This is a genomic window from Streptomyces sp. NPDC033229 (genome assembly GCF_055576875.1).
In genome coordinates, this window is record NZ_JBVIQR010000057.1 from 1 (window position 1) to 26422 (window position 26422).

Here is a 26422-nt window from a genome sequence, read left to right on the forward strand (position 1 = left end):
AGCCCACTATCCGGGTTCGTAAGTGATCCAGGTCCCATGAGCGGCCTCACACCACACCCCCCACCCCCACACACCACGTAAGCAGCCGGACACACACATCGTGCGCATCGGCCGGGCGGTCGGTTCAGCGCCGCAGACCGTGCTCTGACGGCACCTCCCCGGCGCCCAGTACCCGCGCGTGGTCGTCGACGGTGAGCGTGCGCCCGTGTGCGAAGGCCGCCGTGAACCCGTCCTCTCCCAGCGCCGCGCGCGCTCGCGCGGCGGCCCTGTCGACATCGGTGCGTTCGGGACCCGGGAGCGTTGCGTCGACGGACTCGCGGAGGGTGGTGGCCGTGCCGAGGAGCTCGGCGGCGTGGCGGGGGTCGCCGCCCGTGGCCCGGGCGCCGGCCAGCCCTTCCAGGGCCAGGGCGACGGCGCGGGGGTCGCCGGTCCTGCGGGCCGCCGCCAGACCGTCGAGGTGGAGTTCCAGCGCGCGCCCCGCCGCACCGCGCTGTTCGGCGACGTAACCGAGCTGCGCGAGGATCAGGGCGGCGCCGGAGTCGACGCCCAGTCGGCGGTTCCACTCCAGCCAGGGGAGAAGGTGCCGCTCGGCGACGTCGAGGTCGCCTCGGCGGCGGGCACCGAGGGCCAGACCTGTTTCGGCGAACTGTTCCGCGGGCCGGTGGGACTGTTGCGCGGCGAGCCGTCCGGCGCGTTCGTGGAACTCGGTGGCACGCGCATCGTCACCGGTCAGCAGGGCGACGCGGCCGAGCCTGGCCAGCCGGAAGGAGACCTCGGTCCACAGTTCCAGCTCCTCGGCCCCGCGCACGCCCTCGTGGTGCAGGCGGGCCGCCTCCTCGTACGCTCCGGCGATCTCGGCGAGTGTCCCCAGATGCTCCGAGGCCCGCAGTCGGCCCCATCGGTCGCCCAGCTCCGCGAAAAGGGCCGCGCTCCGCTCGGCGCTGCGGCGCAGTGCGGGCAGGTCACCCCGGAAGCCCGACCGGGTCGCTTGGGTGATCAGTACCGCCGCCGTGCCCCAGCGGTCGCCGAGCGCGCGGAACTCCTCCAGCAGGCCGTCGAGCGCGTCGCCGCCCGTGGGGCCGTCGAAGCCGCAGCGCACGTGGTCGAGCAGCCAGCGGGCCCGGGGTGTCGCGGCTGCGTAGGTTTCGCTGTGTGGCGCACCATCGCCGGTGAGCAAGGAGAAGGCCGCGCGCGTCGCCCGTGCGCTGTCCCGGGCCATCGGCGCGCCCCCGGCACATCCCAGCGCGAGATCCAGTGAGCGGAGGGCCTCACCGAGGCGCCCGCGCAGGAACCAGTACCAGGACATCGCGTTGACCAGGCGCAGGGCGAGCGCGGCGTCCCCGTGCTCCACGGCGGTCTCCAGCGCCGCCCGTACGTTGGCTGTCTCGCCGTCGAGACTGCGCAGCCACCGTCGCTGATCGTGGCCGTACAGATGGGGTTCCGCCGTTTCCACGGCAGCGGCGTAGTGAGCCGCGTGCCGCAGCCGCGCGGCCTCGTGCTCGCCCGCTTCACGGAGCCGCTCCCCGCTGTACGCCGTGACGGATTCGAGCGTGCGGTAGCGGGTCGGCCCCGTGCCGTCGGCCGTCACGACGAGCGAGCGGTCGACGAGCCGGGTGAGGACGTCGAGTACGTCCTCGGTCCGTACGCCTCGTGCCGCGCACACCACTTCGGCGGCGGCCAGGTCGAATCCTCCGGAGAACACGGCCAGCCGGCTCAGTACGGTCCGTTCGGGTGCGGTCAGCAGCTCCCAGCTCCAGTCGATCATCGCGCGCAGCGTGCGCTGACGTGCGGGGGCGTCCCGCCGTACCTGGTTCAGCAGCCGGAACCGGTCGTGCAGACGGTCGGCCAGCGCGTGTACCCCCAAGGTCCGCACGCGCGTGGCGGCCAGTTCCAGGGCCAGCGGGATGCCGTCGAGGCGACGGCAGATGAGGGCCACGGCTTCGCTGTTGTCCACGTCCAGGACGAAGCCGGGGGCGGACGCCGCCGCGCGGTCCGAGAAGAGCCGCACGGCATTCGCTTCGGTCAGCGGGGCGACGGCGTCCAAGGTCTCGCCCGAGATGGCGAGCGGTTCCTGGCTGGTGGCGATGATGTGCAGTCGTGCCGACCGGCGCAACATGTGCTCGGCGAGTGCGGCGGCGGGCTCGATGACATGTTCGCAGTTGTCGAGGACGAGCAGCATGTGCCGTGAGCCGATGGTCCGGGTGAGCCGGTCCACCGCCCCGCCCGGCCCCGACTCGCGAGGCGTGTCGTCGCGCACGCCCAGGGCCGCCGCGACGGTCTCGGCCACCTCCTGCCGGGTGCCGGCGAGTTCGACGAGCCGTACGCCGTCGGCGAAGGAGTCCGCCAGCCGTGCCGCCGCCTCCAGGGCCAGCCGGGTCTTGCCGACCCCGCCGGGGCCGGTGAGTGTCACGAGCCGGCTCGACGCCGTCGCCGCGCATATCCGGGCGACGGCGTCGTCGCGTCCGACCAACGCGGTGAGCGGGGCGGGCAGATTGGTGCGAGCCGTGGTGACAGAGGGGGCCGGCGCGGGACCCGGGGCCAGCTCGGGGTCCTGCTCCAGGACAGCCTGATGGAGAGCGGTCAGCGCGGCACCGGGGTCGAGGCCGAGTTCGTCGGCGAGCCGCTGCTTGAGATCCCGGTAGGCGTCCAGCGCCTCTGTCGGGCGCCCTGCTCGGTACAGGGCCCGCATATGGGCGCCGCGTAGCCTTTCCCGCAGCGGATGCTGGGCGACCGCGCCCGTCAACTCGTCTGCCAGGGTGGCGTGTTCGCCGAGTTCCAGACGGATCTCGGCGAGCTCTTCCGTCAGCGTCAGTCGCTGTTCCTCCAGGCGGGCGGCCTCCGCCCGTGCGAAATCGGCGTCACGGAAGTCGGCGTACGCCTCTCCGCGCCAGAGGCCGAGGGCGTCCGCGAGCAGCGTTGCCTTCGCCCGTGGTTCACCGGTCGCGTGCGCGCGGGTGACGAGTGCGGCGAACCGTCCGGCGTCCACGGCGTCGTCCGTGACGCGCAGGGTGTAGCCGGCCGGCCCGTACTCCACCAGTCCTCGGGCGCCCGGTTCGGCCTTCTCCAGGGTTCTGCGCAGCTGGGAGACCTTGGTCTGGAGGGAGTTGCCGGGGTTTCCCGGAAGCGCCTCGCCCCACAGGTCGTCGACCAACCGGTCCACGGGGACGGGCCGCCCGTGACGCACCAGCAGATCGGCGAGCAGGGCCCGGACCTTCGGCTCGGGCACGGCGACGGGAGAGCCGTTTTCGGTGGTCACGTTCAGCGGGCCCAGCACGTCGAATCGCATGGCGTCACGCTAACGGGCGGCCCTCAGTGGCTCGTGCGCGCACCGTCAGTGGTTCGTGCGCGGCCCTGTCCATGGTGGTCACATCAGCCGGTCACAAGCAGCAACGGAAGAGGAACGACCATCATGAACGACATCGTGACGCACACCGTCTCCCGGGAGATCCACCTCGTCTCGCGCCCCGTGGGAACCCCGATTCCCGAGAACTTCGCCCAGGTCACCACCGCGGTACCGGAACTCGCGGAAGGGCAGGTCCTCGTCCGTAACACGTGGATGTCCGTGGACCCGTACATGCGCGGCCGGATGGACGACGCCCCCTCGTACATCCCGCCGTTCCCGCTGGGCGTCGCCATGGAGGGAAGCGCGGTCGGTGACGTGGTGGCTTCCCGTGACGCGTCGGTACCGGTCGGCGCGACCGTCTCGCACTTCCTGGGGTGGCGCGAGTACGCGGTCCTCGACGCCGCGGCCGTGACCGTGGTGGACACCTCGTCGGCCCGGCCGCAGGACTATCTCGGGGCGCTGGGCACCACGGGCCTGACCGCGTACGCGGCCCTCACCCGGGTCGCCCCGGTCCGCGAGGGAGACGTGGTGTTCGTCTCCGCCGCGGCGGGCGCGGTCGGCAGCGTCGCCGGACAGCTGGCCAGGAAGCTCGGCGCCTCCCGGGTGATCGGATCGGCGGGCGGCCCGGCCAAGACCAAGAAGCTGCTCGACGACTTCGGATACGACGCCGCCGTCGACTACCGCCAGGGCCGGCTCGGCGAACAGCTCGCCCAGGCCGCACCCGAAGGCATCGACGTCTACCTGGACAGTGTGGGCGGCGACCATCTCCAGGCGGCGATCACCGCGATACGGCCCGGTGGTCGGATCGCCCTCGTCGGCGCGATCAGCGGCTACAACACCACAGAACCGGCCTCCGGCCCCGACAATCTCTTCCAGGCCGCCGCCAAGGAAGTGACCCTGCGCGGCATGCTCGTCAGCAGCTATTTCACGCTCTTCCCCGAGTGGATCGGACAGGCCGCAGGCTGGCTCGCCGACGGCACACTGCGCACCGAGGAAACCGTCACCGAGGGCATCGAAGGGGCACCCGGCGCCTTCCTGGGCATGATGCGCGGCACGAACACCGGCAAGGCACTGGTCCGCCTGGGGACCGGGCGGCGATGACCACGCATACGGACAGTGCCTGACGAGAGGGCCGTTACCCCCCGGTCCCCGTATGAATGTTCCCCCTTGGCGGCCACGGTGGGTGAGCTATGTTGAGCGGGAGAAGGACGAGAGGGAGACCACCAGTGCCATCAGGGCAGCAGGCACGCGCGCAGGCGTCCGCGATCACGCCGGGAAAGCGGTCTCCGGGGGCGGAGCCGCTTCCCGCGGACAAGGTTCGCGCCTTGTTCGGCGACCACCGGTTGTCTCCCGCGCAACGGCGCATCGCGCGCTACATCACCGACCACCTCACCGAGGCCGCGTTCCTGTCCATCACGGACCTCGCGGAGCGGGTGGGGGTCAGCCAGCCGTCGGTGACCCGCTTCGCGTCCTCCCTGGGATTCAGCGGGTACCCCGGACTCCGGGAGGCCCTGCAGCCCATCGCGCTGAGCGCGGTCGCGAGGTCCACGGGAACGCGGGAGGAGGACCGCCGCAACGAGCTGCAGGCGGCCGTGGACGCGGAGATCGCGAGCCTGGAGAGCCTGCGCCGGGTGTTCGCCGACCCCGACCAGGTGCTCGACCTCGGCCGTGAACTCGCCCGGTCCGTCCCGCTGACGGTCCTGGGCCTGCGGATCTCCGTCTCGCTGGCGGAGTACTTCGCGTACGCGGCGAAGCGGATCCATCCGGACGTGCGGCTCGTCTCCCGCGGCGGCAGCGTGGCCTACGACGCCCTGCTCCAGTCACGGGAGGCGGGCGGGACGTGGGTGCTGGCGTTCGCGATGCCGAGACACGCCAAGGAGATGCTGGCGGCGATGCGGGCCGCGCGCAGCACGGGGCTGCGCATCGCGCTGATCACGGACCAGACGCTCGGACCGCTGGTGGAGGAGGCCGACGTGGCCCTCACCGCCGGCACCGGCTCCCGCCTTGTCTTCGACTCCTACGCGGCCCCCGGAGTCCTGTCCGCGGCCATCCTCCAGGCCATGGCCGACGCCGACCCCGAGCGCACACAGCTCCGGCTGGAGAAGTATGAGCAGGCCGCTGAGCAGCACGACTTCTTCCTCGAACACTGACAGCGGTCGGCGCCCCGCCCTCCGGTCCGCCCCGGCATACACCTCTGCCGGGGCGGACCGGACTTTTTTGGCATCTGAGCGAATGAAAATTTTCATACTCTTGATTACTCGGCAGTAAATATATTTACTGCAGGTGGCACCGGGGCCCGCAACGGGCTGCAGCCGGCAACAGCGCTCGCGACGGCGAGCCCCCGGGGCAAATGGACGAACATCCAGGGACGACAACCTCCTCGTCGGCCCGAAGATGTTCTGTTCCGGGTAGTCCGCTCCCCTCGGATGGCCCCCCGGAGGCCCCGGTCACCCCCTGGACCGGGGCCACCGGCATGTCCTCGTGCGGTCACCAGGACGCCGCACCGCCCTCCGCCTCCGTGGATGCGGGAGGCAGAGGGCGGGTCGGTTGCCGGTTGCCCGGAGGGTCAGCCTGTGATGATCGCCGGGTCGCTCACCCCTGGCTCGCCGTTCTCGACATGTCCCGCGAACCTGCGCAGGAACGTACTGTCCTTGTCGGACGTCACGGACAGGTCGTACCACCGTCGGCTGTCACGCAGATCCACGGTGTGGACCACGCGCCCGCCCGCCCGCACCGCGACCGTCTCCCGCCTGCCGCCGTAGGCGTTGGTGATCGTGAGACGGCAGTCGGAGCCGCCCGCGTTGGTGAGGGTCAGGGCGATGCGTCCGCTGTCCGCCTCGTGGCGGGCGGTCACCTCGGGGCCCGCGGCGTTGCCGGGGCCCTTGAAGGTGCGCAGGAAGCCGTTCGGGCCGAACACCGACAGGTCGTGGGTGCCCTTCGAGTAGGCGGAGTTCCAGGTGTCGGAGAGCTTCTTGCCGGCCTCGGTGGTGTACGTCCACGGCCCGTCCGTGCGGTTCCCGGACGTCACGGTGAAACACACCCCGGCCGCCGCGCCGCCGCTGAAGGTGAGCGTGAAACGCCCGGTCGAGGGCGTCGCGGAGCCGTCCACCCATGGCTCGTAGGGCAGGGGACGGGTGCGCTTGGCACCCTTCTCCTGCTTGGGCAGGGAGGGGGCGGCGGGGGGCTTCGGCACGTAATCGGGGTGCCGGTTGTTGTCCTTGGGCCGGTACGCGTCGGTGCCCGGGAGCGAGGCGTGCCCGGTGTCCGCCAGCCGGAAGTCGAAGGCAGAGGTGAGGTCGCCGCAGATGGCCCGCCGCCAGGGGGAGACATTGGGCTCGCCCACGCCGAAGCGGCGCTCCATGAACCGGAGGATGGACGTGTGGTCGAAGACCTCCGAGCAGACATAGCCCCCCGTGCTCCAGGGCGAGACCACGATCATGGGGACGCGCTGGCCGAGCCCGTAGGGACCCGCCCCGTAGTGGCCGTTCCCGGCGAAGACGTCGAGCTTGGTGTCCACGGTGGAGGCGCCCTGTGCGGCCGAGGCCGGCGGGAAGGGCGGGGTGACGTGGTCGAAGTAGCCGTCGTTCTCGTCGTACGTGATGAAGAGCGCGGTTCTGCTCCACACCTCGGGGTCGGAAGTGAGGGCGTCCAGCACCTGGGAGATGTACCAGGCGCCGTAGTTCACCGGCCAGTTGGGGTGCTCGGAGAATGCCTCCGGGGCGGCGATCCAGGAGATCTGCGGCAGCTTGCCCGCCTTCACGTCGGCCCTGAGGCCGTCGAAGTAGCCGTCGCCGTTCTTCACGCTCGTGCCGGTGCGCGCCTTGTCATAGAGGGGATCGCCGGGCTTGGCGTTGCGGTACTTGTTGAAGTACAGCAGCGAGTTGTCACCGTAGTTGCCGCGGTACGCGTCGTTGATCCAGCCCCACTTGCCGGCCGCGTCCAGGCCGTCACCCGTGTCCTGGTACACCTTCCACGAGATCCCGGCCCGCTCCAGCCGCTCGGGGTAGGTGGTCCAGTCGTAGCCGGCCTCCTCGTTGCCGAGGACGGGGCCGCCGCCCTTGCCGTCGTTCCCGGTGTGACCCGTCCACATGTAGTAGCGATTGGGATCGGTGGCTCCGATGAAGGAGCAGTGATAGGCGTCGCAGACGGTGAACGCGTCGGCCAGCGCGTAGTGGAACGGAATGTCCTCGCGCGTCAGATACGCCATGGTGCCCGCGGACTTGGCGGGAATCCACTGGTCGTACTTGCCCTGGTTCCAGGCCTTGTGGCCGCCGGCCCAGTCGTGGTTGAGGCCCGCGATGAACTGCATCCCGAGGTCCTTCGCGTCCGGCCGGAAGGGCAGCACATCCTTGCGGCCGTCCGACTGGTGCCAGACCGACTTCCCGCTGCCCAGGGTCACCGGGCGCGGGTCACCGAATCCGCGGACGCCCTTCAGGGAACCGAAGTAGTGATCGAACGAACGGTTCTCCTGCATCAGCACGACGATGTGCTCGACGTCCTTGATGGTGCCGGAACGTCGCTTGGCGGGAATGGCGGCAGCACGGTCGATGCTGTTCGACAGGGCGGCGAAGCCCGCCGTCGCGCCGGCGATCTGCAGGAAGCGCCGCCGATTGAGTTCAGCCATGAGTGTGGGGACCTCTTGGAGTGTGAGGGCTGGATCGAACAGAGTGCTCCAAGGGCAACGAGCGCCGGGGAAGAGGACGTGTCGTCAGGGTGAAGCAGCGCGGTACGTGTGGCGAACGTCGTCATAGAGGCATGCTGCCTCCTCCTCGCACGAGACGGGCGGACCGGCACATGGAGTTCCGGCCGCGAGGATATAGCGGGAGGCGAGCAGAGTGAACAGGGCGTACTACCGAGTCTGTTGAGACCTTCTCGCGCTGCCACCGCCCCTTCGACGTCATCACCGCTGTGTCGCCGCTCCGCCCTCACCCCCCAGGGCGGCACCGGTGGCCCGCAGTGCGGCGGTCACCGGCTGAAAGAAGGTCTCGCCGCCTTGGGCGCAGTCACCACTGCCGCCGGAGGTGAGCCCCACGGCCGCGTCGTCGGCGAACAGCGAGCCTCCGCTGTCGCCGGGCTCCGCGCACACGTCCGTTTGTATGAGGCCGTTCACGATGTCTCCGTTGCCGTAGTTCACCGTGGCGCCGAGTCCGGTCACGGTGCCGTCGTGCAGCCCGGTCGTGCTGCCGACCCGCTGTACCCGCATGCCCACATTCGCCTCGGCGGCCCCGTTGATCTGCTGGACCGTGCCGTTCAAGAGGTCGACCGCGCTCGCCGCCGGGGCGTTGGGGTCGTCGTAGGTCACCAGGGCGAAGTCACTGCCGGGGAACTGCGACTCGGCGACCGTGCCCAGCGGAGTGCCGCCCGTCTGGTCCGCCGTCCACGTCCGCGAAGCGTTGCCGCAGTGACCCGCCGTGAGGAACGCCGGTGCCCCCTGGACGGTGACGTTGAAGCCGAGGGAGCAGCGCGAACCCCCGCCGAAGATGGCCCGGCCACCGAGGGGCGCACCGGCGGCCGGGGCGTCACCACGGGCCCGGGTCCGTGAGCCGGACCGCCCGTGGCCGGCCGGCGGAGGGCTGCCCTCGTACCGCTTGAACTCGCCCGATGACCGTTTGACGCGCACCAGCCCGCCCATACGGTCGGTGACCTTCGTGAGGGTGTCGAGCTTGGCGCCGGTCACCGTCCGGTCGGCGGTGACCACCACCTTGTTGGTCTTCGGGTCGATCGACCAGGCGGTGCCGGGCACCGAGGCCCGGTCGCTCAGCGTCCGGGTAGCGCCCCGCAGCGCGGCGGTGCTGTTCCGCACGATCCGTGGTACGGCACCGGTGGCCTTGACGCGCCGCGCGGCTTCCTCGGCCGTGACGTTCACGACCATCCGGCCCGTGGAGCCGTCCAGGTACCAGCCCGCCGTCTTCTCCCGGACACCCGGTTCGAGGGATGCAGCGAGGTGCGCGGCCGATTGCGAGGTGAAGGTGCGAGGAGCCCCGGGCTCGTCCCTGCCGGGTTTGTCGGTGCTCGCGTCGGCGTGCGGAAGCAGCGTCGCCGCCGCCCCTACGGCGGCGGCTGCGGCGACGGCGAGGGCTCCTCGGCGACGATTGACACGACGGTGGTTCAACGGATCGACCTCCGGATCGGGGCGTGATGCGTATGGATGGCGGGGAATTCATGGGTGCCGGTGTCCGTACGCGCTTGCCGTCCAGTACTACGGGCCCGATGCCGACGGGTCTCACGGCTGCTCAAGGTGTGATGAATTCCCGGTGTGCGCCGTCCCGCGGCCGTATGCTTCCTCGTTCGCGCTCGGCCTCGTTCGCGCTCGGCCGCGACACCCGCGCCCGCGGGGCCGCCCGGTGAGTCGCTCAGGGAGGGGGACCAAGGTGTCCGTACCCACCGCCGAAGGCCACAGCGCCCCGCACCGGACGCCGGCGCGACGCGCCCTGGTCGCGGGCTCGGTGGGCAACTTCATCGAGTGGTACGAGTTCGGGGCGTACGGCTACTTCGCCACCGTCTTCGCCGCCAACTTCTTCAGCGCGGATACGGGGGACGGCACCGAGAGCCTCGTCAAGACCTACGCGTCGTTCGCGCTGGCCTTCTTCTTCCGGCCGATGGGGGCGGCGCTGTTCGGCAGGGTCGGGGCCCGCCATGCTGGCGGAGATGTTTCCCACCAGGGTGCGCTGCACGGGACTGGGACTGGCCTACTCGCTGGCCAACGCGGTCTTCTCGGGCTGCGCCGGCCTCATCATCACCGAGTTGGTCAAGCACACGGCCAACTCCGACATCCCGGCCTACTACACCGCGGTTACCTGCGCGATCAGTGCGGTCGCGCTGCTGACGCTGCGCGGGGACGACCATCGGCGCGCGTTGCGCGACTGAGGCAGAGAACTGAAGGGGAGAAGGGACGGGTGACCATGCGGGTGATCGGTTTGATGTCGGGGACCTCGTACGACGCCGTCGACGCGGCGGCGGCCGATCTGCGGATCGAGGGGGACACCCTCCGTCTGACCCCTCTCGGCACGATCGGCCAGGCGTACGGGGAGTGGCTCCGTGCCGAGATCGCCGCCGCTCTGCCTCCGGCACACACCACCCTCGAGACCGTATGCCGACTGGACACCCGCATCGGACAGGCCTTCGCCGCGACCGCCGACCGGGCCGTCCGTGAGCTGTGCGGAGGCCGGGCCGACCTCATCGCCTCGCACGGACAGACCGTCTTCCACTGGACGGAGAACGGCCGCGTCCACGGCACCCTGCAGATCGGCGGGCCCGCTTGGATCGCCGAGCGCACCGGAGTGCCGGTCGTCTCGGACTTCCGCTCGGCCGACGTGGCCGCCGGCGGGCAGGGTGCCCCGCTCGTCGGCATGGTGGACGTCATGTGGTTGCGCGACAGGCCCGGATGCCCGGTCGCGCTCAACCTCGGCGGCATCGCCAACATCACCGTGAGCGGCGGCGCCCGCGCGCCGTACGCCTACGACACCGGGCCCGGGAACGCCCTGATCGACGCGGCCGCCCGGTATCTCACCCACGGACGGTGTGCCATCGACGAACACGGCGCCATGGCCGCCCGGGGCAGAGTGTGCCGACCGCTCCTGGACCGGCTGCTCGACGAGCCGTACTACGCGCGCCCCGCCCCGAAGACCACCGGCAAGGAGCTCTTCCACCTGCCGTACCTGCTGACGGCCGCGGCGGGCCTGGAGCCCCTCGACTCCGATGACATCCTGGCCACGGTCACCGCGCTCACCGCACACACCGTGGCCTCCGCCGTCCGGGACTGCGGGGGCACCGAGGTCATCGCCTCCGGGGGCGGCACGCGCAATCCGACCCTGATGGCAATGCTGCGGGCCGAGCTCACCGGCGTCCCGGTGCGCACCTCCGACGAGTTGGGCGTGCCGGCGGAGGCCAAGGAGGCCTATGCCTTCGCGGTGCTGGGGTTCCTGACCGCGCACGGACTGACCGGAACGCTGCCGGGGTGCACCGGCGCCCGGCACGCGAGTGTCCTCGGCTCGATCACACCCGGTGGCGGACCCCTGCGACTGCCGGTCCCGGTGGCAGATGGCACACCCGTCCGGCTGCGGGTGGCCGGGCAGCCGTGAACAGCGTCGGCGAACCCCTGGCGCGTCAGGCCCGGGTGACTGCTGTCCCAGCTGTCTGTCGGGCCGTCGGCGAGGACGCGTAGGCTCCGCGCCCATGAACGACGACGTACGCAACATCGCCCTGGGGTTGGTGGCCAGTGGGGTCAGTGCCACCGCGGGCTGGTTCTTCCGCACCTACCTGTGGCGTCGGCAGCTCCGCCGCAAGCAGGAGTTCTTCGGGCTGCCGGGCGGTTCGGAGTGTCTCCTGGTGGTCAATCAGGATCCGAGCGCGAGCGGCCGCGGCGTCTCCCGTCACGACGCCTTCGCGCTCCTCGAACTGTCCGCCCTGATCAAGGAGTGCGGGGCGCACGCGGACATCGTGGTGCATGACGCCGCCCGCCAGGGCTTCGGGAGACGGACCGAATTCTGCGTGGGAGGCCCGGTCTCGAACCGGCGTACCGAGGCACATCTGCGCTCGATGCTGCCGGGCGTCGAGGTGAACACCGACTTCGAGAACGCCGCCGACGGTGGCGCGTTCACCGTCGGCGGCGAGTCCTACCGGCTGGAGAAGGGCACCGCGGAGTACGTGCTCCTCGCCCGGCTGACCGGCCCCGAGGGCGGCAGGCCGGTCTTCCTCGCCTCCGGTCAGCGGGGGATAACCAATCAGGCGGCCGTGCGCTATCTGGCCCGGCATCACGCCCGGCTCGCTCGTCGCCATGGGCCCGACGGTACGTTCTGCCTGTTGCTGAAGGTCGTCAACTCCGACGCGTACGGACCGGACATGGTGGAGCTGGTCGCCGACGTCACCGCCTCGGCGACCGCGGGGACGGTCACCGGCCGCTGACGGCATCCATGTCGGAGGACGCCAGGCCCTCACCTGCGACGACTGTTTGCACTAGTGCGAAAATGTATTGAAGCTAGTTCAAAATGCGGTTAGGGTCGCGCGTATGCCTTCCAAGACGCCCTCGCCCGTAACCCTGACCGGCCGCCATGTGCGCCTCGTGCCGCTGACGATGGAGCACCTCGGTGAACTCTTCGCAGCGGGAGGCGGGGACGAGGAGGTGTGGCGCTGGCAGGGGCCGACGCCGCACACGCGGGACGAATTCGCGGCCAAGCTCCGCGGCCTCCTCGAAGCCGCGGAGCGGGGCGAGTACCTTCCGTTCGCCGTCATTCACCGTGCGACCGGTCAGGCGGTCGGATGGACCACCTTCATGGACATCGACACGGACCATGAGCGTCTGGAGATCGGCTGGACCTGGTACGGCCGCGCGTTCTGGCGCACGGCGGTCAATTCCGAGACGAAGCTTCTGTTGTTGACGCACGCCTTCGAAGAGCTGGGCATGGGGCGTGTGCAGTTGAAGACGGACCACATGAACCACCGTTCGCAAGCCGCCATCGCCCGCCTCGGCGCCCAGCGCGAAGGCGTACTGCGTCACCACCGCCGACGCTCGGACGGCACCTGGCGGGACAGCGTCTACTTCTCCATCCTCGCCGAGGAGTGGCCCGCCATCAAAGCCCGCCTCAGCGCGCTGCTCTGACCGCCCCTCGGCAGGCGGTACTCACGTGTCCGGGGCGCGTCCCGCCCCGGCATCGGCGGCGGCCTTGTGCAACGAGCGCAGAGCGAGCAGCAGGATGCCGATGTCATCCAGATAGACGGGATCGGGCACCAGATCGACGGGGGAGACCAGGTAGAGCAGGGCTCCCCAGAAGATGATTTTCTTGTTGTCGGGGACGCCGGCGTCGCGCAGCAGGCGCCGGGCCCGGAAGAGCCGTACCGCCACGACCGCTGCGGCGACGGCCATCGCGGTGACCAGGACGGCGAGCAAGCCGACGAGTCCCCAGGATGTGCTGCTCATGCATCACCTCTACCCCGTCGCCACCGGCCCGCACGTGTGGACGCGCTGCGGATACCGGACGGATTGCCCGAAGCCGGCGGGCGTCAGCGGAGGAGAGCCGTTCGGAGCCGGCTCAGGAGGGCTGTGGCCGCGGGGCCGGAGAGGCCGGCCGTCCGCCAGGCCAGAGCGACCCGGCCGCGCAGCCGCGGCTCGGTGATCCGCAGCGTCCGCAGCCCGAAGGCCGACGCCGCCTCGGCGGGAAGCGCCGGGACGATGGCCACGCCGAGGCCACGGGCGGCGAGTTGCGCGAGGACGGGCGGGGCGGCCGCCTCGAACGCGATCCGGGGCCGGAACCCCGCATCCGCGCAGGCCCGTTCCAGCACCCCGCGCAGCCCCGTGCCGCGCGGCAGGCTGATCAGGGAGCGATCGCGGAGCGTGGCCAGCGGAAGGTCCGTGCGGCTCGCGTCGACGACAAGGGGATCGCCCGGAGCCATGGCCGCGACCAGGGGTTTGTCGATCAGCATCTGGACCGAGACGCCCGGCGGGGCCTCCTCGCCGGTGAGCCCGACCGCGGCGATGTCGAGTTCGCCGCGGCGCAGCGCGGCCAGCATCCGCTCCGACGTGTCCTCGGTGAGCGTGATCTCGACCTGCGGGTGGTCGTCATGGAAGTCGGCCAGGGCGGAGGCCACGTCGAACTCGGGGGTGACGGCGCCCGAGACGACACCGATCGTGACATGACCGCGCAGCAGGCCGGTGAACTCGTCCACGGTCTGCCGGGCCCCTTCGACGGCGGCCATCGCGGCCCGCGCGTACGGCAGGACGGCCTCGCCCACCTCCGTCAGGGTCACCGAGGAGCCGGAGCGGTCCAGCAGGGGCTGCCCGAGCTCGCGTTCGAGCAGCCGGATCTGGGAGCTGACCCCCGGCTGCGCGAGGTGCAGACGGGCGGCGGCACGGGTGAAGTTGGCCTCCTCCGCCACAGCGACGAAGTACCGCAACTGTCGAAGCTCCATAACCGCTGATTCTAGTCGTCAGACATAGGCGTTCTTGGACGTATGGCCGTGCGGCGGAGACCCTTGGAGGCATGGGGAAAGCACCACATCAAGGGGCGGCGGCGATGGGCATCAGAACCGCGATCGCGGCCGAACGCCGGGAGCTGGCGGACATGTTGGACGGATTGCCCGCCGACAGTTGGGACGCACCGACGCTGTGTGCGGGGTGGCGCGTACGGGAGGTCGCGGCCCATATGTCCCTGGGGTTCCGCTACTCGTTCCCCAAGATGGCGTGGGAACTCGTCAAGGCGCGGGGCAGCCTCGACCGTATGACCGATCGATGCGCCCGCAGGGACGCGGCCGTTTTCTCGACGGACGAGCTGGCCGCGGCGCTCGCGGACAACGCGAACCATCCCTGGAAGCCGCCGACCCTCGGGATCGAGGCCGCGTTGGGTCACGACGTGGTCCACGGCCTCGACATCTCGGTCGCGCTGGGCCTCGGTCGCCGGGTACCCGAGGACCGTCTGCGCATCCTGCTGGAGGGTGTCGACTCCAAGACCCTCACATTCTTCGGGGCCGACCTCGACGGCGTCCAACTCCGCGCCGACGACCTCGATTGGACCTTCGGCGCAGGCCGGCCGCTGACCGGCGCCGCGCAGGATCTCCTGCTGCTCGCCTACGGCCGCAAACTGCCCCGCGGGCACCTACGAGGGGAACAGAGCGACCGCTTCGTCATCGCGTAGGGGCGGTAGCCCGGTTCGCCGTCGCCGTCGCCGCCCCGTTCCCAGGACCGCGGCGTGACGGCCGCCGTGCGGCGCCGCGGTCGGTGACCGTCAAGGCTCAGTGGAGCCTGGCGAGCGCCTCCGTACCGAAGGGCGTGAGCTCGTCGGTGCGCCCGTTGAGGATCTTCGTGGCCCACTCGGGGTCGCCCAGCAGGGCCCGGCCGACCGCCACGAGGTCGAACTCGTCGCGCTCCAGCCTGTCCAGCAGCGCGTCGATGTCGGCGACACCGCTTCCCTGACCCTGGAACGCCTTGAGGAATTCGTTGTCGAGGCCGACCGAGCCGACGCTGATCGTCACCTTGCCCGTGAGCTTCTTCGCCCAGCCCGCGAGGTTGAGGTCCGAGCCGTCGAACTCCGGCAGCCAGTAGCGGCGGGTGGAGCAGTGGAAGGCGTCGACCCCTGCCTCGGCGAGCGGGGCGAGGACGGCTTCGAGCTCCTGGGGAGTGTCGGCGAGCCGGGCCTGGTAGTCACCGATCTTCCACTGTGACATCCGGAAGATGATCGGGAAGTCCGGCGACACCGCTCGGCGGCAGGCCGTCACGATCTCCGTGGCGAAGCGGGTACGGGAGACGGCATCGCCTCCGTAGGCGTCCGTGCGCCGGTTGGTGTGAGCCCAGAGGAACTGGTCGATGAGATAGCCGTGGGCCCCGTGCAGTTCGATGCCGTCGAAGCCGTTCGCCTCGGCCGCGGCGGCACCGGCGGCGAAGGCGGAGATCACCTCGTCGAGGTCGGTTCGCGTCATCGTCCGGCCCGGCTCCGAGTCGTCCAGGGGAATCCCCGACGGGCCGACGCGCGGGGCATCCGGCACCGGCGGGGCACCGACGGCGCGCGCCATTCCCACATGCCACAACTGCGGCACGATGGCACCGCCCGCACGGTGGACCGCGTCCGCCACATCGGCCCAGCCCGCGAGCGCGTCCTCCCCGTGGAACCGGGGGACGCGATCACTGGTCCCCGCCGAGGCGTGGCCGACATACGTCCCCTCGGAGATGATCAGGCCAACCCCGGCCGCCGCCCGACGCGCGTAGTACTCCGCCACATCGGCTCCCGGCACACCACCGGGCGAGAACTCCCGGGTCATCGGCGCCATGGCGATCCGGTTCCGGACGGTGAGGCTTCCCAGGGTGACGGGACGGACGAGTATGTCCGTCGCGCGTGCGGCTGAGCTGCTGGGTATCAAGACATCCACCTTCGGTCGACGGTTGACCGTGCCACGATCGGCACGGCCTTTCCCACCAACCTCGCCGTTCACCGTTCCGATTCCCGGCTGCCGGAAAAACCTCCGAGCACGAGAGCGGTGCCTTGGGTGGCCGACACCGTCCTCACCCGGCTCACCGGGAAGGGTCAACGCCCTCCCGGCGGCGGAGGTCACGCGGCCGCCCCGTAATGGCTCAGAAGCGGTCGCCCCGGAAGTGATACGAACGACTTCGGCGAGGCCCCGCCGACCGTAGTGGCTACGTTGTGCGCCCACGCGTCCCCGTGGCCGCCGTCGGCCGGGGAATTCCGCCCCTCGGGCCTCTTCTCTCCCGCCCCGCCGGTGATCCGGCGGGGCGGGAGGGTCCCCTTCCGGTACCGGCCGTGAGCCCGCCGTGTCCGGATCCGCCCCAGGCCACCGGGTGTAGACCGCCCCTGGATGGATAAGGATCGGCCGGGGCGGTGCCTTGCAGCGGCCCGCCCGCCTTGTCGCAAGGGGAGGGACGTCTGAAATGGATGGTGCCCCGTTATATCTGGAGCCACGGCTGGAACAGCCGTTGGCGTCGTTGCTGGAGTCGACGGCGTTCCTCCACACCCTGGTCGACGCGCTGGGCTCGCCGCTCCATGTCGTACTGCCCGAGCGGATCGCGGTGAACGTCGAGCGCTTCCGATCCGTCTACCGCCGCCACAGCCTGGCCGGTCAGGTGTACTTCGCCCACAAGGCGAATCGTTCCAGCGCCCTGGTGCGCCGGCTCGCGATGACGGACGCCGCCATCGACGTGGCATCGCTGGGCGAACTGCAGCATGCCCTCGGTGCCGGATTCGGTGCGGAGCGCATCGTCGCGACCGGCCCCAAGGACCCGGAGTTCCAATGGCTCGCCGCCCGCTGCGGGGTCACCGTCAGCATCGACGGGCCGGAGGAGCTGGAGAGCCTCGCCGCCCTCGTGCGCACCTGCGGGCTGCCACCGGTGCCGGTATTGCTGCGGTTGTCGGAGTTCGAGACGGCCGGGGTCACGGTGCGCTCCCGGCAGAGCCGCTTCGGCTCCTCCATGAAGTCGCTGCCCCGGCTGCTCGACGCCGTCGAACGCCACCGGGACGTCCTTGAGCCCAACGGCGTCGCCTACCACCTCGACACCACCAGCCTGGACGAGAAGGCGACGGCCCTCGAAGGCTGCCTCCGGGCCATGGACGAGCTGCGACGCCGGGGATTCACGCCGCGCGGCATCGACATCGGCGGCGGCTTCGGCGTCAACTACCTGGCTCACGGCACCCAATGGGACCGGTACACCACCGAACTCACCCACGCGGTTCTGGGCAGACGTCCACCCCTGGCCCGGGGCGGGCACGGCTACGGCCTCCGGGCCGAGGGCGGCACCCTGCGCGGCGCCCTGAGCCTGTACCCCGCCCACCGCCCGGTCGCCGGGGCCGGATACCTCGACGCGCTGCTGTCACGGCCCGCCCCGGCCCTGAACCGGCCGCTGGGCACCCTCCTCCTGGAGAACCTGTACGACCTGTACATCGAGCCCGGCCGGGCCCTGCTGGACCAGTGCGGGCTGTCGCTGGCGAAGGTGCTGGAGGTCCGGCGCACGGACCGTGATGCACCCCTGGTGCGCCTCGCGATGACGGCCGACGACGTCAGCCTGGAGGAACACGGCGTCCTCATGGACCCGTTGCTCCTCGCCCGTGACACCGCCCCCGCCGAAGCCGGCGAGGAGCGGGGCCCGGTGGGCGTGCACCTCGTCGGCAGTCTCTGTCTGGAGGCCGACCTGATCACCCGCAGAACGGTGTACCTGCCCCGTATGCCGCGCCCGGGCGACCTCCTGTGCTTCGCCAACACCGCCGGGTACTGCATGGACTTCCAAGCCACCCACGCGCAGCGCCGGCCCGCAGCCCGGAAGGTCGCGGTGCACCGGGAGGGCGGCTCCTGGCGCTGGTGTCTCGACGAGCGGTACTGGCCCATCACACATCCGGGAGGGCACGAGGCATGAGGTACGACAGCATCACCGACGCCATCGGCGACACCCCCTTGGTGCGCATCGATCCGGCCGTGCACGGCCTGCGCACCATCGACCTCTACGCGAAGCTGGAGATGCTCAACCCCTTCGGATCGGTCAAGGACCGGGCGGCCTGGAACATGGTGCGGCCCGGACTGCCCGCGGCGGTGCGCGGCGGCGAGACGGTCGTGGAGCTGTCCAGCGGCAACACGGCCAAGGCGCTGGCGGTCATCGCGAGCATGCACGGGCTGCCGTTCAAGAGCATCACCAACCGGATGCGGGTACTGGAGATCAAGGACCTGCTCCTGCTGCTCGGCGCCGAGATCGAGGAACTGCCCGGGCAGACCGAATGCCTCGACCCGACCAACACCGACGACCCGCTCACTCTCTTCCACCAAGAGCTGTCACAACCGGGCAACTCCAACCTCCACACCGACCAGTACTTCAACGCACGCAACACCGACTCCCACGCCGCGGGCACCGGCCCGGAGATCGTGGCGGACCTCGACGGGCGGGCACCGGACTTCTTCATCGCCTGCGTCGGCACCGCCGGCTCCTCCACCGGGGTGGCCCGGGTCCTCCGCGCGCACGACCCCGCGGTGCGGGTCATCGGCCTGGTCGCACAGAAGTCGGACTTCATACCGGGGATCCGCACCATCGACGAAGTGCAGGAGGTCGGCCTCTTCGACCCCGCCACGTACGACACGATCGAGGCAGTGAGCGCCGACGAGGCCATCGACGGGATGCTGACGCTGGTACGGCGCTGCGGCATCCTGGGCGGCCCCACCGGTGGGGCCGCGTACTTCGGGGCACTGCGCCATCTGCGCCCGCTCGACGCGGAGTCGACCGAGCGGAGGACGGCCGTCTTCATCGTCTGCGACCGCGTCGAGAGCTACGTCGGCTATGTGCGTCAACGCCGCCCGGACCTGCTGGGCAGGCCGCCGGTGAAGAACTCCGTGAGCGCGCTCTCCGAAGCCGAGGTGGCAGCCGCCACGGTGATCGACACCGCCGACGCGCGCAAGTGGATCGCGGAGGAACGCCCCCTGGTCGTCGACCTGCGGGGCTCCTTCGCCTACGCCGCGCTGCACATCGAGGGCTCGGTGAACATCGTCGACGAGCTCTTCGACGAACTCCTGCGCGGCGGCCTGCCCTTCAGCAAGCGACAGGCCGTGCTGCTGGCCTGCCCGGTCGGTGAGAAGTCCGCACGCTACGCCGCCCTGCTGACCCGGATGGGCCATCCCGACGTCCGCAGCCTGGCCGGCGGCATCATCGCCTGGCGCGACGCGGGCGCCCCACTGGAGCGTGGCTGACATGGACCGACCGCTGGACGATCTGCGCGCCTGGCAGCGTCCGCTGCGCGCCGAGTTCCCCATCATCGTGGACCACCCGGACCTGGCCTACCTGGACAGCGCGGCCACCGCGCAGAAACCCCGGGCGGTCCTGGACGCCGTGCAGGCGTATCTCACCACCTCCAACGCCAACTCCGGCCGCGGCACGTACCCGTGGGCCAACGCCACGACGGCGCTGGTGGAGCGGACCCGCGACCGGGTCAAGGAGTTCCTGGGCGACCCCGCCCCCGACCGCTCGGCCGTGCACTTCACCAGCGGTGCCACCGAGGGGCTGCGCACCGTGGCCCGCGACTGGCTGCCCACCGTCCTGACCGACGGCGACGAGATCGTGGTGCCCTTCGCCGACCATCAGGCGAATCTCTCGCCCTGGCTGGAAGCGCGGCAACTTCTGGCCCGCCAGGGGATCCGCGTCGCCGTCCGCGCGCTGCCGTACCAGGAGAGCTCGGGCGACTACGACCCACGGGCGTTGGCGGAAGTCGTCGGTCCCCGTACCCGCTTCGTCGCCGCCACCCATGTGCACCACGTCTACGGCGGCGACATGAACGTGCACCGCATCCGCCGGGTGGTCGGCCCCGATGTCCCGATCTGCCTGGACGCCGCCCAGAGCATCGGTCATCTGCCGGTCTCCGTGGCCGATCTCGACGTGGACTTCCTCGTCTTCTCCGGCCACAAGGCCCTCGCCCTGCCGGGCTCCGGAGCGATCTGGTCCCGCGGAACGCGCGGGCCGCGACTGAGGCCCGGCGGGTGGAGCGGCACACCGAACACCGCCGGCATCGCGGGCCTGGCGGCCGCCCTCGACTGGCTGGACGCGGCGGGCCTGGACCGGATCGAACGATGGACCGTCGCGCTGGCGGCCCGGCTCACCGACGGCCTGCGCCGCCTGTCCGCCTACGAGGTCCTGGGCTGCCCGTTGAGCCTGTCCGCCGGGTCCCCGGTGCAGCGGCGCCGGAGCATCGTCACCTTCCGGCACCGCGCGGTCAACTCCAACGACCTCGGGTTCATCCTCTTCAGCCACGGCTTCATGGTGCGGTCCGACGGCCACTGCCAGGCCGGGGCAGAAGGGGAAGAGGGCTCCGTGCGGGTGAGTCTGCACATCCACAACACCCCAGAAGAGATCGACGCGTTGCTCTCCGCCCTCGCTAAACTACAATGATTGTCAATACCACCAGATCCGCGGGCGGGTGAGATGGCTGAGGTGCGCAGCAGGCCGGGCGTGAGCGCGGCGACGGCGGCACGCTGGGTGAAGCGTTGGGAAGGCCAGCAACAACGGTACGCGGTCGACCGCGAGGAACGATTCACCGTGATCGCCGACGTGGTCGACCATGTCACGGCCGGCCGCCCGAGACCCCTGGTCGTCGACCTCGGCTGCGGACCGGGAGCGCTGGCGGCCCGCCTGTCGCACCGACTGCCGCACGCGGAGGTCCTCGCCGTCGACGCCGACCCGCTCCTGCTCGAACTCGGCCGCACCTACTACGGCCCCGCCGTCCGGTACGTCGAAGCGGTGATCGGCGCACCGGGCTGGCTCAGAACCCTCGGCCTGGACCGCCCCCTGGACGCGGCCGTCTCGACGACGGCACTGCACTACCTCGGTGAGCGCACCCTGCGGCAGGTCTACCGGCAGCTCGCCGCCCTGCTGCGCCCCGGCGGAATCCTCGTCAACGGCGACCACCTCTGCCAGGACACCGCGAAGATCTCCAGGATCGCCACCGCCGTCGGACGCCGCTGGGCCGAACGAAGGGCGGTGCTCGCCCACGAGGACTGGCAATCCTGGTGGACGGCGATGGAAGCCGACCCGGAGCTGGCCCCCCTCCTCGCCGAACGCCGCACCCGCCCGCTCCCCAGCAGCCAGGGCGAGGACCTGACGCTCTCCCGCCACATCACGCTCCTGCGCGAGGCGGGATTCGAGCACGCCGGTGCGGTCTGGCAATTCGGCAACAGCCACGTCCTGGTCGCCGTGCGCTGAGCCTTCGCTGGTGAGGGCCGGGGAGAGCGGGCCCGTGACTCAGGGAAAGCGCCAGCGGGTCTGGCTGTACGGCTCGCCCTTGCCGAAGCCGAAGGCCGTACGGGGAGTCACTTCGAAGACCACGGCCTCACCGGCACCGGGATTGACGAACACCCCGTCCCGTACCTCGAAGTGCCATTCCGCGCCGTACTTCGCTTCCCACGCGTCGGCGAGCCGCCGCAGCCGGGGCTCGTCCTCCACCCGCGCGGCCTCGCCCTCGACGACCAGGTCGTAGCCCTCCCGCAGGCCGTTGGACCCGGTGGTGAGGACGACGTGCGGGTTGTCTCGCAGGTTCTTCGCCTTCCGCTCCCGCGCACCGGTGCAGAAGTGCAACGCGCCGTCCGCCCAGACCCCGATGAGCGGGGTGACGTGCGGGCGCCCGTCGGGGCGTACGGTCGTCAGCCAGTACACCTCGGCCTCGGCCAGCCGGGCGACGGCGTCCGTCCAGGGCACTGCCGTCGCCCGCTCGTCGCTGTAGCGCGCGTCCAGCTCGGCGCGGGGTTCCTTCTCGGGCATCGTGTGTCCTCCTGGAGACCGATGCTGCCCTCCCGGCGAGGGCCCCGCATCCGGGCGGGCGAAGGCACCGGGGGCGCGTCTCAGCAACCGGAGGTGGTGGGGCCGCCGATGGTGAGGGTCGTGGGGGCCGCACAGCAGCCGCCCTCGTCAGGGCGGGCCGGGTCCGGTTCGTCGAGGAATCCGGTGCCTCCGCACACGCCGGTCTCCGGCAGGGACAGTTCGACGCGTTCGGCGGCCTCCCGGTCTCCTGCCAGCGCCGCCGCGATGGACCGGACCTGTTCGTAGCCGGTCATGGCCAGGAACGTCGGCGCCCGGCCGTACGACTTCATGCCGACCAGGTAGACGTCCTTCTCCGGGTGGGAGAGCTCGTTCACGCCGTGGGGGTGGACGCTGCCGCAGGAGTGGACGTTCGGGTCGATCAGCGGGGCCAGGGCGACCGGTGCCTGGAGGCGCTCGTCCAGGCCGAGGCGGAGTTCGGACAGGAAGGCGAGCTCCGGGCGGGAGCCGGTGAGCGCGATGACCTCGTCCACCGGCTCGGTGCGTCGGCCGTCCTCGGCGACCAGGACGAGCCGCCCGCCCGCGCTGTCGACGGCGGCGGTGCGGAATCCGGTGACGGCCTCGGCGTGGCCGGCTTCCACGGCGGCCTTGGCGCGCAGGCCGAGGGCGCCCCGGGCGGGCAGCTGGTCGGCTTCGCCGCCGAAGGTACTGCCGCTGATGCCGCGCCGCAGGACCCAGAGGGCATGGGTGCCGGGTGCCTCCCCGGCCAGCTCGGCGAGGCCGGCGAGCGCGGTGAACGCGGAGGCGCCCGAGCCGATCACCGCGGTGCGTTTGCCCGCGTAGCGCGCCCGTACGGCCGGATCGGCCAGATCGGGGACGCGGTAGGAGATCCGGTCGGCCGCGGTCGGCTCGCCCAGTGCGGGAAGGCCGTCGCCGCCGACGGGCCCCGGGGTGGACCAGGTGCCGGAGGCGTCGACGACGGCGCGGGCGGTGATCCGCTCCTCGCGGCCGTCCGTCGTCGTGATGTGCACGGTGAAGGGCTGCGCATCACGGTCGGCGTCGACGACGCGGTCACGGCCGGAGCGTGCGACACCGGTGACACGGGCGCCGTAGCGAACCCTGTCGCCGAGGGCGTCGGCGAGCGGCTGGAGGTAGCGCCGAGCCCAGTCACCGCCGGTCGGACAGCCGGCCCCGTCGGGGCGGACCCAATCGGTGGGGGCCAGCAGTTTCTCGGCGACCGGGTCGATGACCTCGGCCCAGGGGGAGAAGAGCCGCACATGGCTCCACTCCCGCACGGCCGCGCCGGCGGTGCGCCCGGCCTCCAGGACCAGCGGCTCGATGCCGCGGTCGGCCAGGTGGGCCGCGGCGGCCAGGCCGACGGGCCCGGCACCCACGACCACGACGGGCAGCGGTTGAACAGTGGCGGTCTCACTCATCGGAATCTCTCCCAGGCCGCAGGGCGGCACTTGATTCGATAGATATCGATGCCTTTAAGGTTGCTCCGTGTATCGATGGATGTCAACATAGATATATGTCGAATCTGAGTGGTGCGGAGCTGCCGGTCCTGAGCGACGGAGACATCGCGCCCTGTTGTCCGCCGCTGACCGAGCGGCCCCTGAGCGTGGCGGAGGCCGAGCGGACCGCCGTGATGTTCAAGGCGCTCGGCGACCCGGTGCGGCTGCGGCTGTTCTCCCTGGTGGCCTCGCACGAGGACGGGGAGGCGTGCGTGTGCGACATCTCGGACGTGGGCGTCTCGCAGCCGACGGTCTCCCATCACCTGAAGAAGCTGAAGGACGCCGGGCTGCTGACGTCCGAGCGCCGGGGTACCTGGGTCTACTACCGCGCCGAGCCGTCCGTGCTCGCCGCCATGGGTCGCCTGCTCGTCTCCGCCTGATCCCCTCGGCCGCCTCGCCAGGCCAGTGCCACGTAGACCAGGGCGACCAGGACGGGCACCTCGATGAGCGGGCCGACGACACCGGAGAGGGCCTGGCCGCTGGTGACGCCGAAGGTGGCGATGGCGACCGCGATGGCCAGCTCGAAGTTGTTGCCCGCCGCGGTGAACGCCAGGGTCGCGGTCCGCTCGTAGGTCAGGCCGATGGCCTTGCCGAGGGCGAAGGTGCCGAACCACGTGAGCGCGAAGTAGGCCAGCAGCGGCAGCGCGATCCGGGCCACGTCCCCGGGCCGGGAGGTGATCGTCTTTCCCTGGAGGGCGAAGAGGACCACGATCGTGAAAAGCAGCCCGTACAGGGCCCACGGGCCGACCTTCGGCAGGAACCTCGACTCGTACCCCTCGCGGCCCATCCTCTTCTCGCCCAGACGGCGCGTGAGGAAGCCGGCGAGCAGGGGGACGCCGAGGAAGACGACCACGTTCAGGGCGATCTTCCACACCGGGACAGCGAGATGTTCGCCGTCGCCGAGGCTCAGCCAACCGGGCAGCAGGTCCAGGTAGAGCCAGCCGAGAAGGCCGAAGGCGACGACCTGGAAGACGGAATTCAGGGCGACCAGCACGGCGGCGGCCTCGCGGTCACCGCAGGCCAGGTCGTTCCAGATGATGACCATGGCGATACAGCGGGCCAGGCCGACGGTGATCAGGCCGGTGCGGTACTCGGGCAGGTCCGGCAGGAAGATCCACGCCAGCGCGAACATCACCGCGGGCCCGAGGATCCAGTTGGCGGCCAGCGAGGAGACCATCAGCTTCTTGTCGCCCGTGACCGCGTCGAGCCTGTCGTAGCGGACCTTGGCCAGCACCGGGTACATCATGACCAGCAGGCCGACGGCGATCGGCAGGGAGATGCCGCCGATCTCCACCTTCGCCAGCGCGTCGTTCAGGCCGGGGATCAGGCGGCCCAGACCCAGGCCGAGGCTCATGGCCAGGAGAATCCACACCGCGAGGAAGCGGTCGAGCGTGGAGAGCTTCGCGACGACCGGGATTTCCGCCGTGGCCGCGGGACCCTCGCTGCGGGTCACGGGCAGGACCGCTTCCGGTCGGCGGCGGCGCGGGCATGCTCGGCCAGCTCGGTGAACTGCCCGGCGAGGGTGGCGATGACCTCGGGTCGCAGCCGGTAGTAGGTGAAGCGCCCGCACGGCTCCGTCTCCACGACACCCGCCTCCCGCAGCACTCTGAGGTGATTGGAGAGGTTGGTCTGCCGCGCGCCGGTCTCCTCCACCAGGTGGGTGGTGCACAGCGTCTCGTGAGCGAGCAGGGTCACGATCTTCAGCCTGAGCGGGTCGGCCAGCACCCGGATCAGATCAGCATCGACTGACGTCATCATGGGCTGATATTCTCACATCAGTCGACGCTGACACCAGCCATGGCTGATCCATGGGAGTCGGCACACCGCCGGGCACGCGAACCGTTCCCACCCGGGCTCGCACCGCTGCTCACGCCGTGAAGGAAGAACCGATGTCCGCACCCCGCTCCGCGTCCGCCCTGTTTGTCTGCGTCCACAACGCCGGGCGCTCGCAGATGGCCGCCGGCTTCCTCACCCACCTCGCGGGCGACCGGGTCGAGGTCCGCTCCGCCGGATCGCTCCCCGCCGACCGGGTCAACCCCGCCGCCGTCGAGGCCATGAACGAGGTGGGGATCGACATCGCCGGACAGCGGCCCAAGGTGCTCACCACCGAGGCCGTCCAGGCCTCCGACTACGTCATCACCATGGGCTGCGGCGACACCTGCCCCGTCTTCCCCGGCAAGACGTACCTCGACTGGCCCCTCGAGGACCCCGCCGGCCAGGGGCTGGCGGCCGTCCGCCCCATCCGCGACGAGATCAGGGCCCATGTCGAGGCCCTGATCGCCGAGATCGACGCCCGCCGGGACCGGTGAGACCGCTGACGCGCGGACGCGCACGGTCGGCTCCCGGTGCCCTGCCCTGGGGGAGGGGCTGAACCTCCCCCAGGGCGTTCGTCACAGCTCTCGGCTCTTCTCCGTGGCGTCGGCGGGGCTTGCGCTGTCCGGGAAGAGCGCCAGTTTGTTCGTCCATGAACTGACGGCGTTGCATCTCGTAGAGGTCGCGGAAGATGCCGACCGGCGGGTTGTCCGTCAGTTCCTTGAAGGTGCCGCTCTCGCGGAGCCTGCCGTTCTCCAGGACGTGGATGAGGTCGGCGTCACGCACCGAGGCCAGTCGATGCGTGATCAGGAGGACGGTCTGGCCCGCTTGGGCGAGTTGGCGGATCTGCTCGAAGACTTCGAGTTCGGCGCGGGCGTCGAGGGCCGAGGTGGGTTCGTCGACGATCAGGATCTGGGCGTCGCGGTAGTGGGCGCGGGCCGAAGCTGTCCGGAAACAACGCGTTGCTTTGACGGGGGCATGATCGTTGATCTTCCGTGGTCATATCCCCGCCGGTCCCTGGTCAACTGACTTCGC

General features: G+C 70.9%; 22 protein-coding genes and 2 pseudogenes. 13 read left to right on the top strand and 11 right to left on the bottom strand.

All coding sequences use genetic code 11. The features are described from left to right. Window positions 1-124: 124 nt before the first annotated feature. Window positions 125-3286: an AfsR/SARP family transcriptional regulator gene (locus ACZ53N_RS31910; RefSeq protein WP_469144295.1), complete on the bottom strand. Its 3162-nt coding sequence runs from the start codon at window positions 3284-3286 to the stop codon at window positions 125-127. Window positions 3287-3409: 123 nt separating this feature from the next. On the opposite strand from ACZ53N_RS31910, the gene ACZ53N_RS31915 reads away from it, so the two are divergent. Continuing rightward, window positions 3410-4444, top strand: coding sequence for an NADP-dependent oxidoreductase (locus ACZ53N_RS31915; RefSeq protein WP_469144296.1), 1035 nt, complete (start codon window positions 3410-3412; stop codon window positions 4442-4444). A 125-nt stretch (window positions 4445-4569) separates the two neighbouring features. Next, the gene (locus tag ACZ53N_RS31920; protein WP_184740193.1) at window positions 4570-5493 is read left to right on the top strand and encodes a MurR/RpiR family transcriptional regulator; all 924 of its coding nucleotides are present in this window, start codon (window positions 4570-4572) and stop codon (window positions 5491-5493) included. A 416-nt stretch (window positions 5494-5909) separates the two neighbouring features. Here the strand turns inward: ACZ53N_RS31920 and ACZ53N_RS31925 are convergent, their stop codons facing one another. Beyond that, the gene (locus ACZ53N_RS31925) at window positions 5910-7967 is read right to left on the bottom strand and encodes a phosphocholine-specific phospholipase C (protein WP_469144297.1); all 2058 of its coding nucleotides are present in this window, start codon (window positions 7965-7967) and stop codon (window positions 5910-5912) included. 276 nt (window positions 7968-8243) lie between these two features. Further along, window positions 8244-9455, bottom strand: coding sequence for a S1 family peptidase (locus tag ACZ53N_RS31930; RefSeq protein WP_469144298.1), 1212 nt, complete (start codon window positions 9453-9455; stop codon window positions 8244-8246). A gap of 506 nt (window positions 9456-9961) precedes the next feature. Between ACZ53N_RS31930 and ACZ53N_RS31935 the strand changes: the two are divergent. The 4 genes and pseudogenes from ACZ53N_RS31935 to ACZ53N_RS31950 all read left to right on the top strand — a co-directional run. After that, window positions 9962-10210: pseudogene (locus ACZ53N_RS31935) on the top strand (MFS transporter); the annotation flags it as partial. A 35-nt stretch (window positions 10211-10245) separates the two neighbouring features. Continuing rightward, complete coding sequence (locus tag ACZ53N_RS31940) at window positions 10246-11424, top strand: anhydro-N-acetylmuramic acid kinase (RefSeq protein WP_469144315.1); 1179 nt, start codon at window positions 10246-10248, stop codon at window positions 11422-11424. Between the two features lie 94 nt (window positions 11425-11518). Next, a complete protein-coding gene (locus tag ACZ53N_RS31945; protein WP_469144299.1) occupies window positions 11519-12247 on the top strand; it encodes a hypothetical protein in 729 nt (242 codons plus the stop codon). Window positions 12248-12350: 103 nt separating this feature from the next. After that, window positions 12351-12941, top strand: a complete 591-nt coding sequence (locus ACZ53N_RS31950) for a GNAT family N-acetyltransferase (protein WP_469144300.1) — start codon at window positions 12351-12353, stop codon at window positions 12939-12941. 21 nt (window positions 12942-12962) lie between these two features. Here the strand turns inward: ACZ53N_RS31950 and ACZ53N_RS31955 are convergent, their stop codons facing one another. Both ACZ53N_RS31955 and ACZ53N_RS31960 read right to left on the bottom strand, forming a co-directional pair. Continuing rightward, on the bottom strand, window positions 12963-13259 hold the full coding sequence (locus ACZ53N_RS31955; protein WP_469144301.1) for a YkvA family protein: 297 nt from the start codon (window positions 13257-13259) through the stop codon (window positions 12963-12965). An 83-nt stretch (window positions 13260-13342) separates the two neighbouring features. Next, window positions 13343-14248, bottom strand: a complete 906-nt coding sequence (locus ACZ53N_RS31960) for a LysR family transcriptional regulator (protein ID WP_469144302.1) — start codon at window positions 14246-14248, stop codon at window positions 13343-13345. A 104-nt stretch (window positions 14249-14352) separates the two neighbouring features. Here ACZ53N_RS31960 and ACZ53N_RS31965 point away from each other — a divergent pair, with 104 nt between their 5' ends. Next, window positions 14353-14970, top strand: a complete 618-nt coding sequence (locus tag ACZ53N_RS31965) for a maleylpyruvate isomerase family mycothiol-dependent enzyme (protein WP_469144303.1) — start codon at window positions 14353-14355, stop codon at window positions 14968-14970. A gap of 97 nt (window positions 14971-15067) precedes the next feature. Here the strand turns inward: ACZ53N_RS31965 and ACZ53N_RS31970 are convergent, their stop codons facing one another. After that, entirely contained in the window at window positions 15068-16189 is a 1122-nt protein-coding gene (locus tag ACZ53N_RS31970) for an NADH:flavin oxidoreductase (RefSeq protein WP_469144304.1), read from the bottom strand. A gap of 526 nt (window positions 16190-16715) precedes the next feature. On the opposite strand from ACZ53N_RS31970, the gene ACZ53N_RS31975 reads away from it, so the two are divergent. From ACZ53N_RS31975 to ACZ53N_RS31990, 4 genes are read left to right on the top strand one after another with little or no spacing between them, the layout of a single operon-like run. After that, window positions 16716-18191, top strand: coding sequence for a type III PLP-dependent enzyme domain-containing protein (locus ACZ53N_RS31975; RefSeq protein ID WP_469144305.1), 1476 nt, complete (start codon window positions 16716-16718; stop codon window positions 18189-18191). Then, complete coding sequence (locus ACZ53N_RS31980) at window positions 18188-19507, top strand: pyridoxal-phosphate dependent enzyme (protein ID WP_469144306.1); 1320 nt, start codon at window positions 18188-18190, stop codon at window positions 19505-19507. Before ACZ53N_RS31975 ends, ACZ53N_RS31980 begins: the two co-directional genes overlap by 4 nt. Before the next feature lies 1 nt (window position 19508). Beyond that, window positions 19509-20699, top strand: a complete 1191-nt coding sequence (locus ACZ53N_RS31985) for an aminotransferase class V-fold PLP-dependent enzyme (RefSeq protein ID WP_469144307.1) — start codon at window positions 19509-19511, stop codon at window positions 20697-20699. 33 nt (window positions 20700-20732) lie between these two features. Then, window positions 20733-21509: a class I SAM-dependent methyltransferase gene (locus tag ACZ53N_RS31990; RefSeq protein ID WP_469144308.1), complete on the top strand. Its 777-nt coding sequence runs from the start codon at window positions 20733-20735 to the stop codon at window positions 21507-21509. 39 nt (window positions 21510-21548) lie between these two features. Here ACZ53N_RS31990 and ACZ53N_RS31995 read toward each other — a convergent pair whose 3' ends face one another. Beyond that, complete coding sequence (locus ACZ53N_RS31995) at window positions 21549-22064, bottom strand: pyridoxamine 5'-phosphate oxidase family protein (protein WP_469144309.1); 516 nt, start codon at window positions 22062-22064, stop codon at window positions 21549-21551. A gap of 80 nt (window positions 22065-22144) precedes the next feature. Next, complete coding sequence (locus tag ACZ53N_RS32000; protein WP_469144310.1) at window positions 22145-23497, bottom strand: NAD(P)-binding domain-containing protein; 1353 nt, start codon at window positions 23495-23497, stop codon at window positions 22145-22147. Between the two features lie 95 nt (window positions 23498-23592). On the opposite strand from ACZ53N_RS32000, the gene ACZ53N_RS32005 reads away from it, so the two are divergent. Beyond that, a complete protein-coding gene (locus tag ACZ53N_RS32005; RefSeq protein WP_469144311.1) occupies window positions 23593-23955 on the top strand; it encodes an ArsR/SmtB family transcription factor in 363 nt (120 codons plus the stop codon). Here ACZ53N_RS32005 and arsB read toward each other — a convergent pair. Then, a complete protein-coding gene (arsB, locus tag ACZ53N_RS32010) occupies window positions 23898-25028 on the bottom strand; it encodes an ACR3 family arsenite efflux transporter (protein WP_469144312.1) in 1131 nt (376 codons plus the stop codon). The genes ACZ53N_RS32005 and arsB overlap by 58 nt on opposite strands. Then, complete coding sequence (locus ACZ53N_RS32015) at window positions 25025-25333, bottom strand: ArsR/SmtB family transcription factor (protein ID WP_469144313.1); 309 nt, start codon at window positions 25331-25333, stop codon at window positions 25025-25027. The genes arsB and ACZ53N_RS32015 overlap by 4 nt, the downstream gene beginning before the upstream one ends. Window positions 25334-25464: 131 nt before the next feature. Between ACZ53N_RS32015 and ACZ53N_RS32020 the strand changes: the two genes are divergently transcribed. Further along, entirely contained in the window at window positions 25465-25884 is a 420-nt protein-coding gene (locus ACZ53N_RS32020) for an arsenate reductase ArsC (protein ID WP_469144314.1), read from the top strand. On the opposite strand, the pseudogene ACZ53N_RS32025 reads toward ACZ53N_RS32020, so the two are convergent. Beyond that, window positions 25829-26338: pseudogene (locus tag ACZ53N_RS32025) on the bottom strand (hypothetical protein); the annotation flags it as partial. The gene ACZ53N_RS32020 and the pseudogene ACZ53N_RS32025 overlap by 56 nt on opposite strands. Between the last annotated feature and the right edge of the window lie 84 nt (window positions 26339-26422).